Below are 12,848 nucleotides of genomic sequence, written 5' to 3' on the forward strand. Positions count from 1 at the left end.
CACACCATGGCACAGACCATTCGTTACGGCATCATCGGCTGCGGCAGCATGGGCCGCGAACACATTGAAAACCTCAAGGCCCTGGCGGGCACCCAGGTCACCGCCATCGCTGACCCGCACCCGGCCAGCCGCGCGGCGGCGCTGGAGATATTGCCCGCGGGCGTGCAGGTCTTCGAGCACCACCAGGCGCTGCTCGACAGCGGCCTGTGCGACGCGGTGGTGATCGCCACGCCCAACTTCACCCACATCAAGATGATGCGTGCGGCGCTCAAGACCGACCTGCACATCCTGGTCGAAAAGCCCTTGGTCACGCGCATCGAAGACGGCGTGGAAATGGTCAAGCAGGCCGAGGGCCGCAAGGGCATCGTCTGGGTGGCGCAAGAGTACCGCTACATGCCACCGGTGGCCGAAATGATCCGCATGGCACACGCGGGCGCGGTGGGCAAGCTGCACCAGGTAGCCATCCGCGAACACCGCGAACCCTTCTACCCCAAGGTGGACGACTGGAACCGCTTCAGCGCCAACACCGGCGGCACGCTGGTGGAAAAGTGCTGCCACTATTTCAACCTGATGGACCTGATCCTGGGCGAAAAGCCGGTGCGCGTGTTCGCCTCCGGCGGCCAGCGCGTCAACCACCTGAGCGAAGAATACGGTGGCCGCCGCCCCGATATTCTGGACAGCGCCTACGTGATCGTCGAGTACGCCAGCGGTGCCCGGGCCATGCTGGACCTGTGCATGTTTGCCGAGAACTCGGTGGACAACGAGCAGGTGGTCATCGTTGGCGATGAAGGCAAGCTGGAGTCGCTGCTGCCCTCGCTCACGCTGCGCCATGGCCGCCGCGAAGACTGGGGTCGGCGGGAAACCTGGGGCCAGCCCTCGGGCACCGGCAAGGGCGTGGCCGTGCGCCGCGTGTGGGACACCAACATCAAATATGCGGGCCAGCACTTTGGGGCCTCCTTCATAGAGCACCAGCATTTCGCCGCCGCCATCCGCAACGGCACGCCGCCCGAGATCACGCTGGAAGAAGGGCTGCGCAGCGTGGCCACCGGCCTGGCCGCGCACCGCAGCATCGAGACCGGCCGCGCCGTGCTGATGAGCGAAGTGCTGCCCGCGGGCTGGTAATGCAGAGCAACCACGGCATCACACTGCAGGCGGGGCCGCTGCGCCTGGCCGTGCGGCCCGACCTGGGCGGCAGCCTGGCCGGGCTGTGGCACCAGGGTCGGCCCGTGCTGCGCTCCACCGAGCCGGGACTGCTGGCGGGGCCGCGCCAATCGGCCTGCTTTCCGCTGCTGCCCTATTCCAACCGGCTAGGACATAGGCGCTTTGCGTGGCAGGGACAGAACTACACCACCGAGCCCAATTTCGACGACAGCCCGCACTCGCTGCACGGCGTGGGCTGGCTGCGCGCCTGGCAGGTGGTGCAACAGACCGCTGACCACTTGACTTTGCGCTACACACACGCGCCAGACGGCCACTGGCCGTTCGCCTTCGAGGCCGAGCAGGACATCACGCTCACACCGCAGGCGCTGCGGCTGGACTTGCGGCTGCGCAACACCGATACGCGCACGCAGCCCGTGGGCCTGGGCTGGCACCCCTACTTCCCGGCGCGCCACAGCAGCCATCTGCAGGTCGACGTAGCGACCCGCTGGGAACGCGATGCCTCGATGCTGCCGACGCACGCCACGGTCCAGCAAGGCATCGATGCGCCAGTGCGGTCGCTGGCCCTGGACCACTGCTTCGGCGGCTGGCCGGGCGTGGCCCACATCCGCGATGCGCAGTTCGCGCTGCGCCTGTCGTCCACCCTGCCCTACCTGGTGGTGTTCACGCCGCCCGGGCAGCCGCATTTTTGCGTGGAACCGGTCGGCCATGTGAACAACGCCATCCAACACGCGGACCCGGCCAGCCAAGGGCTGGTGGCGCTGGCACCGGGCGCAGCAACCACCGCATCGCTGACGCTGGACGTGGAGGCGCTGTGATGGACCTCCACCCCACCATCGGTGCTCTGCCCGTACCCGCCAACCTGCTGGGCGAATCGCCCCTGTGGCACCCGCAGGAACAAGTGCTGTACTGGTGCGACATTCCGGGGCGGCAGTTGCACCGCTTTGACCCGGCATCCCAGCAGCACCAGCAATGGCAATTCCACACCGAAGTCGCCTGCTGCGCAGCGCGCGCCCAGAGCGGCCTGCTGCTGGCCCTGCGCGACGGGCTGTGGCATTTCAACCCCACCGACGACAGCCGCACCCAGGTGTCCGCAGCGCCCTACCCGCAGGCCACCGAGCGCTATAACGACGGCAAGGTGGACGCGCAAGGCCGTTTCTGGTCCGGCACCATCCACGAGCCACGCGACACCCCCAGCGCCAGCCTGTACCGGTGGGCCGATGGCCAGCTGCAGCGGGCCGCAGGCGACATCACCGTCAGCAACGGCCTGGCCTGGAGCCCGTCGGGCCGCACCCTGTACTGGGCCGATACCCCGGCGCATGTGATCTATGCCTGCGACTTCGACGCGCAGCAAGGCAGCCTGTCGCACCGGCGGCCCTTTGCCCGCTTCACCCCGCGCGATCCGGCCAAAGACCTGGCGCACTACGGTGGCCGCCCGGATGGTGCCACCGTGGATGCCGAAGGCTGCTACTGGGTGGCGATGTTTGAAGGCGGCTGCCTGCAACGCTTCACACCGCAGGGCGAGCTGCTGCAAATCCTGCCCCTGCCGGTGCGCTGCCCGACCATGCCCTGCTTTGGCGGGCCGGATCTGCGCACCCTTTTCATCACCACCTCCCGCGAGAAGCGGCCCGCGCAGGAACTGGCCGATATGCCTTTATCCGGCCAGGTGCTGCACCTGCGCGTGGCGGTTCCCGGCCTTGCCACCCACTTTGTGAATTCACCATGACCCAAGCCACCACCTGCTACCCTTCCCTCAAAAACCGCGTCGTCTTCATCTCGGGCGGCAGCTCCGGCATCGGTGCCGAACTGGTGCGCGCCTTCGCGGTCCAGGGCGCACAGGTGGCCTTTTGCGGCCTGCGTGCCGACGGCGGCCAGCCGCTGGTCGAGGAAATCACCGCGGCCGGGCACCCTACCCCGTTCTTCGCCCCCTGCGACGTGCGCGACGTGGAGGCCTACCAAGCCCTGCTGGCCGATGTCATCCAGCGCCTGGGCCCCATCCGCGTGCTGGTCAACAACGCAGGGCGCGACGACCGCCACGCCATGGAAGACGTGACCTCGGCGATGTGGGACGAGCGCCTGGCGCTGAACCTCAAGCACTATTTCTTCGCCATCCAGGCCGTGGCCCCTGGCATGGCCGCCGCTGGTGGCGGCTCCATCATCAACATGGGCTCGGTGTCGTGGATGCGCGGCCGCCCCAACCTGGTGGGCTACACCACCGCCAAGGCCGGCATTCTGGGCCTGACCCGCACCCTGGCGCGTGAGCTCGGCGCGCGCAACATCCGCGTCAATGCCATCGTGCCCGGTGCCATCGTCACCGAGCGGCAAACCACACTGCACCGCGACCCGGCCGCCGACCAGCAGTTCCTGGACGCGCAGTGCCTGAAGATCCACCTCGACCCCGGCCACGTGGCCCGCCCCACGCTGTTCATGGCCGCCGATGACAGCGACGGCATGACCGGCCAGCACGTGCTGGTCGATGCCGGCATCGCCCAGCAGTCCGTTATTTCCTGAAACCGTATGACCACCATGACCTCCCCCCTGGCCCTGCTGAACGACCCCACCCTGCTCCAAACCGACGGCCTGATAGGTGCCGAATGGGCCAGCTCGGCGCAGCGCTTCACAGTCCACGACCCCGCCACCGGCCTGCCGTTGGCCGAAGTGGCCAACCTCGACGCCACCCACGCGCTGCAGGCCGTGGCCGCCGCCGAAGCCGCAGGCCCCACCTGGCGCGCCCGCCCCGCCAAGGAACGCGCCAGCCTGATGCTGCGCTGGTTCCATCTGATCCACCAGCACGCCGACGACCTGGCCCGGCTGATGACCGCCGAGCAGGGCAAGCCCCTGGCCGAATCGCGCGGCGAAGTGGCCTTTGGTGCCAGCTTCATCGAGTGGTTTGCCGAGGAGTCTCGGCGCATCTACGGCGAGACCATCCCCACCACCGACCCCGACAAGCGCTACCTGGTAATCCGCCAGCCCATCGGCGTGTGCGCGGCCATCACGCCGTGGAACTTCCCCATCGCCATGGTCACCCGCAAGCTGGCCCCGGCGCTGGCCGCGGGCTGCACCGTGGTGCTCAAGCCCGCCGAGCAAACCCCGCTGTGCGCGCTGGCGCTGGCCGAACTGGCGCAGCGCGCCGGTCTGCCGCCCGGGGTCATCAACGTGGTGCCTGGCGACGGTGCCAACTCCATCGCCATTGGCCGCGCCTGGTGCGAAAGCGATGCCGTGCGCCACCTGTCGTTCACCGGCAGCACCGAGGTCGGCCGCATTCTCATGCGCCAGTGCGCGCCCAGCATCAAAAAGCTGTCGCTGGAACTGGGCGGCAACGCGCCCTTCATCGTCTTCGACGATGCCGACCTGGATGCTGCCGTGGAAGGTGCCATGGCCAGCAAATACCGCAACGCCGGGCAAACCTGCGTCTGCGCCAACCGCTTTTACGTGCAGGACGGCGTGTACGACGCTTTTGTGGACAAACTCGCCGCCAAGGCCCGCGCCATCCAGGTCGGCAACGGCTTCGACGCCGGCGTGCAGCAAGGCCCGCTGATCGATGCCGACGCGCTGGCCAAGGTGGAAGCCCATGTGCAGGACGCACTGGCCCTGGGCGCACGCCTGGTCTGCGGAGGCGAACGCGTGGGCGAGCGCAGCTACGCCCCCACGGTGCTGGCCGATGCCACGGCCGCCATGCTGTGCGCGCGCGAGGAAACCTTTGGCCCCATGGCCCCGGTGTTCCGCTTCCACACCGAGGCCGAGGTCATCGCCCTGGCCAACGCCACCGAGGCCGGGCTGGCCAGCTACTTCTACAGCCGCGACATTGGCCGCATCTTCCGCGTGGGCGAGGCGCTGGAGTACGGCATGGTGGGGGTCAACACCGGGCTGATCTCCACCGCCGAAGTGCCGTTTGGCGGTGTCAAGCAGTCCGGCCTGGGCCGCGAAGGCTCGCGCCACGGCATGGACGACTACGTGGAATTGAAATACCTGTGCCTGGCGGGCATGGCATCCTAGGCCTATGACGCTGCCCCAGCACCTGCTGTTCCTGCTGTGTGCCGCCACCGCAGGCTATGTCCAGAACCTCACCGGCTTCGCCTTCGGGCTGGTGCTGCTGGGCCTGGTGGGCTTGCTGGGTGTGGCCTCTATTGGCGATGTGGCCAATGTGGTCAGCGTGCTGACGCTGGTCAACGCCGTCGTGCTGTTCTGCGCCACCCGGCCGAAGTTCGAGACCCGCATCCTGCTGCCTGCGCTGGCGGCCAGCCAGGTGGGTGTGGTGGCTGGCGTGCTACTGGTGAACTGGCTCAGCAGCAGCCTGGTGGTGGTGCTGAGCTTGCTGCTGGGCCTGACCATCATTGCCTGCGCCAGCATGCTGGCCCGCACGGCACAGGCACAGCTGCAGCGTTCGTCCACCACCAGTTTCATGGCAGTGGGGGCGGTATCCGGGGTGCTGGGCGGGCTGTTTTCTACCGCCGGGCCGCCGCTGGTGTACCACCTGTACCGGCAACCCCTGCCCATGCGCGCCATCCGCGACACTCTGGTGGCCATCTTTGCCGCCAACGCCGTGCTGCGCCTGTGCATGATGGTGCCCACCGGGCATGTCAGCAGCAACGCCCTGCTGTTGAGCCTGGAAACGGTGCCGCTGGTGCTGCTGCAAACCTACTGGATGGCGAACCACCCGTCACGCCTGCAGCCCGCCACGGTCAAACGCATCGTCTGCCTATTGCTGGCGCTGGTGGGTTTCAGCCTGGTGGCATCGTCTTTGCACGCCCTGCACTTTTTTAAATAAAACAGGGCTATAGCGCTTACTCCGTCTACGCTAGTAGCTATTATTTTTGTAGCAAACCTGTTTTGCGGCGCTGCAAGCCGCCCATCACACCCAAGCCCAACAGCACCAGTGCCAGACTTTCAGGCTCGGGGATTTGCTGTTGGGTGAAGGTGGCACCCAGGTCGGCATCGCTGAGGGCGAAGACGAAGATCTTGTTGTCGCCCGAGGTGCCCGGCACAAAGTCGTTGTCATTGGCCACGTACAGGGTGTGCGACAGCACACCGTTCAGCGTGATGTCCTCGCCAAACGCCAAGCCTTCTATTTTGGACGGGATCTGGTCGGCGGTGATGCCGTTGGCGGTGAGCACATTCACCAGGTCCAGCACCAGGGTTTTCTTGACCGCAGCGGTTTTCAGTGCCGTTTGGTCGGCGCTGGAGCCGGTGAGGTTGGTCACGTCGGTGGCACCGTCCAGGTCGATGCGAAAGAGTTGCTTGACCACGGCGATGCTGCCGTCGCCCAGGCCCTTGCCGTCGCGCTCGTCCACCAGGAACTGGTGGTTGTTCAGCGCCACGATCTCGCTCACACCGGAGCCAGTGGTGAGCTGGTAGGCATATTCGTGCGTCACGCCGGTGGCGATGTCGATGGTGACGATGCGCACCACCTTGTTTTTATCCTGCTCCAGCGAGGCCTGCATGATGCCCACCAGCATGGTGCCATCGGGCGAAATCGCCAGGCCTTCCATGCCCTTGTTGGTCACGCGGCCGGTGGCGTTGCCAGCGATTTCCACCGCGCCCCGGGCGCTGAGGGTGCTGATGGCCAGATTCGTGGGCAGGGCAAAGCTCTTGATGCGCTGGCCGGTGGCACGGTCGAACTGGTAGACGTAAGGGCCGTATTCGTCCGAGATGAACACGCTCTTGCCGTCCTTGGACACGCGCACCGCCTCAGGGTCGAGCCGGGCGTTGTTCGGGTTGGTCGAGGTCTTGCTGGCATCGAAATTGTCCGAACGGCCGGTGAAGTAGCTGACGCTGGCGGTGTTTTGCGCCGGCGCGCCACTGGGCAGACCTGCCGCCGTGCCGGTGCCGTAGACCAGCGGGGTAGCGCTGCTGAGCAGCGTGGTGGCGGTGAGCGTGGGGGTCAGGGTGTACGGCAGGTTGCCCGAGGCGGTAGCCACCAAGTCCAGCTTCAGGGTCTGGAAGCGCGAGATGTAGGACGTAGTGTCGTCCACCTGGCTGTTGTAAGCGGTGGCGTTGGGGCCCCGGTCGGGCGTGGCCACAAAGGTGTTGCCACCAGCCCAGGCCAGGCCGGAACCCAGGCCACCCAGCACGTTGCCGGCCAGGCCGTTTTCCAGGGTGCCGGTAAGGCCCGACAGGTCGGACGTGCCACCCAGGGTGCCGATGGCGATCAGCGTGGGCGTGGCCTGTGCGGCCGTGGCGGCAAACAACGAGGCAATAACGAGCGAGAGGATAGAGGTGCGGTGCATGGTGCGTGGGGTTGGTTTATACCCGCAAAGACGCTGCGGGCCAACCCGGTAGCGTAAGCACCTACCGTGACGGTGTGATGACGCTGTATGGACCTGTTACTGCCGCGCCGTGCGCACATTGCCCGGCAGCGTGCCGGGGTGGCTGGTACGAAACGGGTTGATGTCCAGCCCGCCGCGGCGGGTGTAGCGGGCGTACACCGTCAGCTTGATGGGCTGGCAGCGGGTCCACAGCTCCATAAAGATGCGCTCCACGCACTGCTCGTGGAATTCGTTGTGGTTGCGGAAGCTCACCAGGTATTTCAGAAGCCCGGCCTGGTCGATCTGCGGGCCGGTGTAGCTGATCTGCACGCTACCCCAGTCGGGCTGGCCGGTGACCAGGCAGTTGCTTTTCAGCAGGTTGCTAGTCAGCACCTCGGACACCGGAGCTTCGTCTTGCGTAGCGCTGAGCAGCGTGGGGTCGGGGCTGTAGGTGTCGAAGTCCATGTCGAGCCGGTCCAGGCTCAGGCCGTCCAGTTCGTGCACCGGTTCGCGGTCGAACATCTCGGGCAGCAGGATGCGCACGCCAACGCTGGCCGGTGTGTCGCTGCCGCGCCAGGCGGCTTCGCTGATGTCGGTGCGGATGCGGGCCTGTACGGCGGCGGCATCGGCAAAGCGGGTGTTGTTGAAGCTGTTCAGGTAGAGCTTGAAGGACTTGCTCTCGATGATGTTGGGGGTTTCACAGGGCACGGTGATGTGGGCCAGCGCCACCTGCGGCTTGCCGCGTAAGTTCAACCAGCTCAGCTCGAAGGCTGTCCATAGGTCAGCCCCGAAAAATGGCGTGGCTTTATCGGCCAGGCCGATTTCGGCCCGCTTGGTGGCGCGCGGAATGGGAAACAGCAGCGAGGCATCGTACTGGTCGATGTAGGCCGAGCTTTTGCCCAGCTGGGACTGGTCGGGGGTGTTGGCGTTGCTCACAGGAGTTTACTCTTTATTTGATAGCTACTAGCGTAGATGGAATATGCGCTAGAAGCCAATTTGACTAATTAAATTCGTTTTCTCTTAACCACTTGGTGGCAATCCACTTTTCGCCCGCCAGCACCGGCGCGCCGCCGTGCAGGCTTTGGGTGCTGGGGTGGGGCCGGTCGTAGCTGAAGAATACGGCGTTACCGCGCTGTGGGGCCACTTCGAGCTGCACATCGGGGAAGATGGTGGCCCCGCCCTGTTCGGGGGCCTGCAGGTAGATGATCAGCGTGGCCACGCGCTGGCCGCCGCGCTCCAGAATGCGGGGCGTACCCGGCTCGTGCGGTTCAAAGTAATCGTAGTGCGGCTTGTACTGCGCGCCTGGCTGGTACTGCAGCACCTGCAGGCCTTCGCCGTTGACCTCGGGCCAGTCCAACAGCCGCGCGATGCGGGCCTCGATGCGCTGGACCAGCGGGTTCTCGCCGCGGCGGAAAAACATGCCCTCGCTGGTGCGGTCCACATGCACTTCTTCACCGCCGCTTTGGGTTTCTACCGTGAGCGAGCGGCTCAGGCGCGGGCGGGCCAGGTCCACCAGCGCGGTGCATTCCTCGTCTCTGAGCAAACCGCCCAGCACCACCAGCCGGGGCATGCGCATGACCGACAGCACGGCCACCTGGCGGTCACCTGCATCCAGCCACAGAGGCGCGCCGTCGAGTGCGGGGCTGGGCACGGGCACGGCGGCGGGCCGTTGCGCCTGCAGGCTGCGGTCTTGCAAGTGCGCGGTCAAGGTGGCTTCCAGTGCGGCAATGGCCACGTCCTCGTCCCAGCCCGAGGCCCGCATGGATGCCAGCACCACGTCGGGCGCAAACCCGGCCTCGGCCTGCTCGATGATCCATTTGCGCAGGGCGGGTGTGGCGGCTTGCGCAGGCGCACCGGGTTTAGCCATGGGCAGCTCCGCTGCGGCGAAACACCAGCCGCTCGGGCGCGGAGACGGCAGCGGCAAAGCCATAGCCCTCCAGGTTGAAACCCTGCAATTGCTGGGGCAGGCTGAGGCGGTGCTCGGCCGCAAACCGGGCCATCAGGCCGCGGGCGCGCTTGGCCATGAAGCTGATAATCTTGTACTGGCCGTTGCTGCGCAACTCTTCAAACACGCATTCGACCACCTGGGCCTTGAGCGCCTTGCGGTCTACCACCTTGAAATATTCTTGCGAGGCCAGGTTGACCACCACCGGCGTGGCATCGGCGCGCAGGCGCTGGTTCAGGTAGTCCGATATCTGCGTGCCCCAGTATTTGTACAGCGTCGCGCCCTGCGGGTTGGCCAGCCGGGTGCCCATCTCCAGCCGGTACGGCTGCATCCAGTCCAGCGGGCGCAATACGCCGTACAGGCCACTGAGGATGCACAGGTGGTCTTGCACCCAGGCCAGTGCGTCGGCAGGCAGGGTAGCGGCATTCAGCCCGCCGTACACATCGCCATTGAAGGCCAGTACGGCTTGTTTGGCGTTCTTGGCAGTGAACTTGGGACTCCAGGCCTGGTAGCGCGCCACGTTCAGGGCCGACAAGGCATCGCTGAGGTGCATCAGTTCAGAGATTTGCTGGGGCGATTGGGCCCGCAGCAAGGCAATCAATTCGGCCGACTGGGCGGTAAACAAAGGCTGTGTGTGCGGCTGGCCCGTGGCGGGCGTTTCAAAATCCAGAGCCTTGGCGGGCGACAACAAAAACAACATGGGCAAGCATCCTTTGTCAATGATTATCCTTGGACTTGGCGCACCGGCCAGGGCCATCACTGCCTGCCAAGGCCCTGTGCCGCTCTGCGGCTGCGTTTGTTCTCGCGCATCAACGCATCGACCTGCATCAGCTGGGTGTCGATGTCCGCATGGTTCTGCACGGCCACGTCCAGAATGCCGTAGCTGCAAGTAATGGCGTAGCCGCTTTTGCTGAACTGGTTGCGCCGCTCCAGGGCGGCCAGCAAGCGCTCGACGATGCGGTGCGTAGGCCCAGAGCTGCAGTCATACAGCAAAGCCACAAACTTGTCGCCCTCCAGCCGGGCCAGGATATCGGCCCCACGGAAGGTGCGCCGCATCTGTTCGGCAAACGACAACAAGGCCTTGTCACCCTCGGCATAGCCAAAAGACCCGTTGACGGCTCTGAACCGGTCCAGGCCAAAAAACGCCAGGCTGCAGGCTTTGCTTTCGCGCTCGGCCATGTTCAGCGCATGCTATGCCAGCACCTTGAAGCCGCGCCGGTTGTACAGCTTGGTGCGGGGATAGGCAGTGTCCAGTTGGTGGGTAGAGATTTCTTGCTCGGCCATGCTGGCCAAGTCACCCAGCATGCGCAGATCTGCAGGGCTGAATTCCTTGGGCTGAGGGTCGAGGACGCAGAAGGTATCCAGCACGCTGCCATTTTGTACAACCAGGGGCCAGGGCATAAAAGCGGATCTGCGGGCCGCTGGTGACCAAGGGGTTATCGGCAAAGCGCAGGTCTTGCAGCGCATCGGGCACCACCATGCCGGAGTCGCTCAATTAGTGCCAGGCACGCCCCTGTGCAAAGCAGGCAGATTTGCCGTCGGGCCGGATTCTAGAGGCCTGTGCGGGCCTGCAAACGCAGAGCCGCCAAGCCATAGCGGTGGCCAGGGACATCCCATCGGGTCTGTCCATGCATACCGGCCATGCTGGGGGAAGTGCCAGGACCCTTGCAGGTGCACTCTTTTGCGGAACGTGCCCCCAACGGGCTGCACCGAGTAGGTTTTTACTGCTGTTTACGGCCGCGTTTGTGCTGGTACATCAGCGCATCCGCCTCGGACAACAGGGCCTCGATGGGTTTCTGGGCATCTAGCGCGATAGGCACGATGCCGTAACTGCAGGCAATGGCATAGCCGCTGCTGCTGAACTGGTTGCGCCGCTCCAGAGCTGCCAGCAAGCGGTCCACAATGCTTTGCGCCAGGCCGTGCGGGCAGTCAAACAGCAGCACCACAAACTCGTCGCCGCCCAGGCGCGACAAGATGTCGGCATCCCGAAAGCTGCGCCGCATCTGGTCGGCAAAGACCACCAGGGCTTTGTCGCCCTCGGCGTGGCCAAAGTTGTCGTTGATAGCCTTGAACTTGTCCAGATCAAAAAACACCAGCGAGCTCGGCAACGCCTTGCGCACGGCCAGGTGCAGTGCGTGCTGCGCCAACGCCAAAAACCCACGCCGGTTGTGCAGCCGTGTCAGCTCGTCCAGCGTGGCCAGCTGGTAGGTGGAGATTTCTTGTTCCACGATGGCGACCAGGTCGCCCATCAGTTGGATGTCTTCGTCGGCAAATGCGCGGGGCTGCGGGTCCAGCAGGCACAGCGTGCCCAGCTTGCTGCCATTCAAGGCCCGCAGTGGCCAGCCCGCATAAAACCGCACATAGGGTGGATTGATGACCAGCGGATTGTCAAAAAAACGTTCGTCACTTTTCGCGTCAGGTACCAGCAGCAGGCCGTCGCCCAAAATGGCATGGCCGCAAAAGGAAATGTCGCGCGGTGTCTCTTTGTCCGCCAAACCCTGGGCCGACTTGAACCACTGGCGGTTCTCGTCCACCAGGCTGACCAGCGCAATCGACACCCCAAACATGCGTTTGGCCATGCGGGTCAGCCGGTCGAAGCGCTCTTCGGGCGGGGTGTCGAGCAGGTCGAGCGAGCGCAAGGTGCCCAGGCGAAAAGGCTCGTCGGATGGGATGGCGGGCTTGATCATGGGCGGTCTTTCTGCAAAGAGCGTGTTCAGGTCGCCACGGCGTGGCCTGCGATTTATACGCCAATTTACCCGATGCGCCCTGGCCGCTCAGTCGGTAAACCAACCCAATCTTTTCAGGTGGATATTCGTCCAACCCACATCAAGCTGGCTGTTCTTGATTTCACATGAAGCCGCCTTGCTGGTGTAGCCGCCGTAGGTGTTTTTGGCGTACAGGCTCATGGACAACACGGTGCCTTCTTTTCGCACATCCTGTACATACGGGGAGCCGGGGTCTTTCAACATCGGCTTGATGAAATTCAGGCACATCTGCGCTTCGCCGTCCAGCGGACTGGCAGCGGGAGCCGTGGACGCGTTGGGCGGCACGGCAGGGGCAAAAGAGTCCGCCTGGTTGTTGGTTTTGATGGGCGATAGCCGCTCGGGGTCGGGCAGCACCACCGGGCGGCCTGGGTTGAGCACCTGGCCGCTGCCGGTCGATGGGCAGGCCGGGGTTTGGTAGGTCACTTTGCCGCCAGGAGCCGTGCACTTGTTGACGGCAAATGCCTGCCCACAAACCAGCACCAACAGGGCTGTTGCCCATACCGATGTTTTCATTTTTACTTTCATCTAAGTGTTGCGGGCGGCAGGCAGTGCGTGCAACCAACACACACACGCAACACCTGGTACGGAACCTGGTTGCCAGGGCCCCAAGCTGCCACCGGGCGATCCTACCGCGATCCTGTAAATTTAATAAAAAAAGGCCTCTAGCGCATATAGCGCCTACATAATTAGCTATAAATAAAATAGCAACTCAGAAGCCACCACCCCCGCCCGGTA

General features: G+C 64.9%; 14 protein-coding genes. 6 read left to right on the forward strand and 8 right to left on the reverse strand.

The genetic code is table 11. The features are described from left to right. Positions 1–6 precede the first annotated feature (6 nt). From Q0T48_RS02040 to Q0T48_RS02065, 6 genes are read left to right on the forward strand one after another with little or no spacing between them, the layout of a single operon-like run. On the forward strand, positions 7–1,122 hold the full coding sequence (locus Q0T48_RS02040; RefSeq protein WP_295951695.1) for a Gfo/Idh/MocA family oxidoreductase: 1,116 nt from the start codon (positions 7–9) through the stop codon (positions 1,120–1,122). Further along, a complete protein-coding gene (locus tag Q0T48_RS02045) occupies positions 1,122–1,976 on the forward strand; it encodes an aldose 1-epimerase (protein ID WP_295951698.1) in 855 nt (284 codons plus the stop codon). Before Q0T48_RS02040 ends, Q0T48_RS02045 begins: the two co-directional genes overlap by 1 nt. After that, positions 1,976–2,884 carry an SMP-30/gluconolactonase/LRE family protein gene (locus tag Q0T48_RS02050; protein WP_295951700.1) on the forward strand — a complete coding sequence of 303 codons (909 nt, stop codon included), beginning with the start codon at positions 1,976–1,978 and terminating at the stop codon, positions 2,882–2,884. Before Q0T48_RS02045 ends, Q0T48_RS02050 begins: the two co-directional genes overlap by 1 nt. Continuing rightward, positions 2,881–3,669, forward strand: coding sequence for an SDR family oxidoreductase (locus Q0T48_RS02055; protein ID WP_295951702.1), 789 nt, complete (start codon positions 2,881–2,883; stop codon positions 3,667–3,669). The genes Q0T48_RS02050 and Q0T48_RS02055 overlap by 4 nt, the downstream gene beginning before the upstream one ends. Positions 3,670–3,675: 6 nt before the next feature. Next, positions 3,676–5,154 (forward strand): NAD-dependent succinate-semialdehyde dehydrogenase, encoded by a 1,479-nt coding sequence (locus Q0T48_RS02060; RefSeq protein ID WP_295951706.1) that lies wholly within the window; start codon positions 3,676–3,678, stop codon positions 5,152–5,154. A gap of 4 nt (positions 5,155–5,158) precedes the next feature. Further along, positions 5,159–5,926, forward strand: a complete 768-nt coding sequence (locus tag Q0T48_RS02065) for a TSUP family transporter (protein ID WP_295951709.1) — start codon at positions 5,159–5,161, stop codon at positions 5,924–5,926. Positions 5,927–5,966: 40 nt separating this feature from the next. Here Q0T48_RS02065 and Q0T48_RS02070 read toward each other — a convergent pair whose 3' ends face one another. The 8 genes from Q0T48_RS02070 to Q0T48_RS02105 form a co-directional block, all read right to left on the reverse strand. Further along, positions 5,967–7,385: an esterase-like activity of phytase family protein gene (locus Q0T48_RS02070; protein ID WP_295951712.1), complete on the reverse strand. Its 1,419-nt coding sequence runs from the start codon at positions 7,383–7,385 to the stop codon at positions 5,967–5,969. Positions 7,386–7,481: 96 nt separating this feature from the next. Beyond that, entirely contained in the window at positions 7,482–8,339 is an 858-nt protein-coding gene (gene queF / locus Q0T48_RS02075; protein WP_295951715.1) for an NADPH-dependent 7-cyano-7-deazaguanine reductase QueF, read from the reverse strand. A 64-nt stretch (positions 8,340–8,403) separates the two neighbouring features. Further along, on the reverse strand, positions 8,404–9,270 hold the full coding sequence (locus Q0T48_RS02080) for a 2OG-Fe(II) oxygenase (protein WP_295951718.1): 867 nt from the start codon (positions 9,268–9,270) through the stop codon (positions 8,404–8,406). Beyond that, complete coding sequence (gene yaaA, locus Q0T48_RS02085) at positions 9,263–10,048, reverse strand: peroxide stress protein YaaA (RefSeq protein WP_295951720.1); 786 nt, start codon at positions 10,046–10,048, stop codon at positions 9,263–9,265. The genes Q0T48_RS02080 and yaaA overlap by 8 nt, the downstream gene beginning before the upstream one ends. Before the next feature lie 56 nt (positions 10,049–10,104). Next, on the reverse strand, positions 10,105–10,527 hold the full coding sequence (locus Q0T48_RS02090) for a GGDEF domain-containing protein (protein ID WP_295951722.1): 423 nt from the start codon (positions 10,525–10,527) through the stop codon (positions 10,105–10,107). 12 nt (positions 10,528–10,539) lie between these two features. Beyond that, positions 10,540–10,749 (reverse strand): hypothetical protein, encoded by a 210-nt coding sequence (locus tag Q0T48_RS02095; RefSeq protein ID WP_295951724.1) that lies wholly within the window; start codon positions 10,747–10,749, stop codon positions 10,540–10,542. A gap of 320 nt (positions 10,750–11,069) precedes the next feature. Further along, entirely contained in the window at positions 11,070–12,035 is a 966-nt protein-coding gene (locus Q0T48_RS02100; protein WP_295951727.1) for a sensor domain-containing diguanylate cyclase, read from the reverse strand. An 87-nt stretch (positions 12,036–12,122) separates the two neighbouring features. After that, positions 12,123–12,626, reverse strand: a complete 504-nt coding sequence (locus Q0T48_RS02105) for a hypothetical protein (protein WP_295951730.1) — start codon at positions 12,624–12,626, stop codon at positions 12,123–12,125. Positions 12,627–12,848: the final 222 nt, after the last annotated feature.

Source organism: Rhodoferax sp. (assembly GCF_025354435.1).
Classification (GTDB): Bacteria; Pseudomonadota; Gammaproteobacteria; order Burkholderiales; family Burkholderiaceae_C; genus Rhodoferax_B.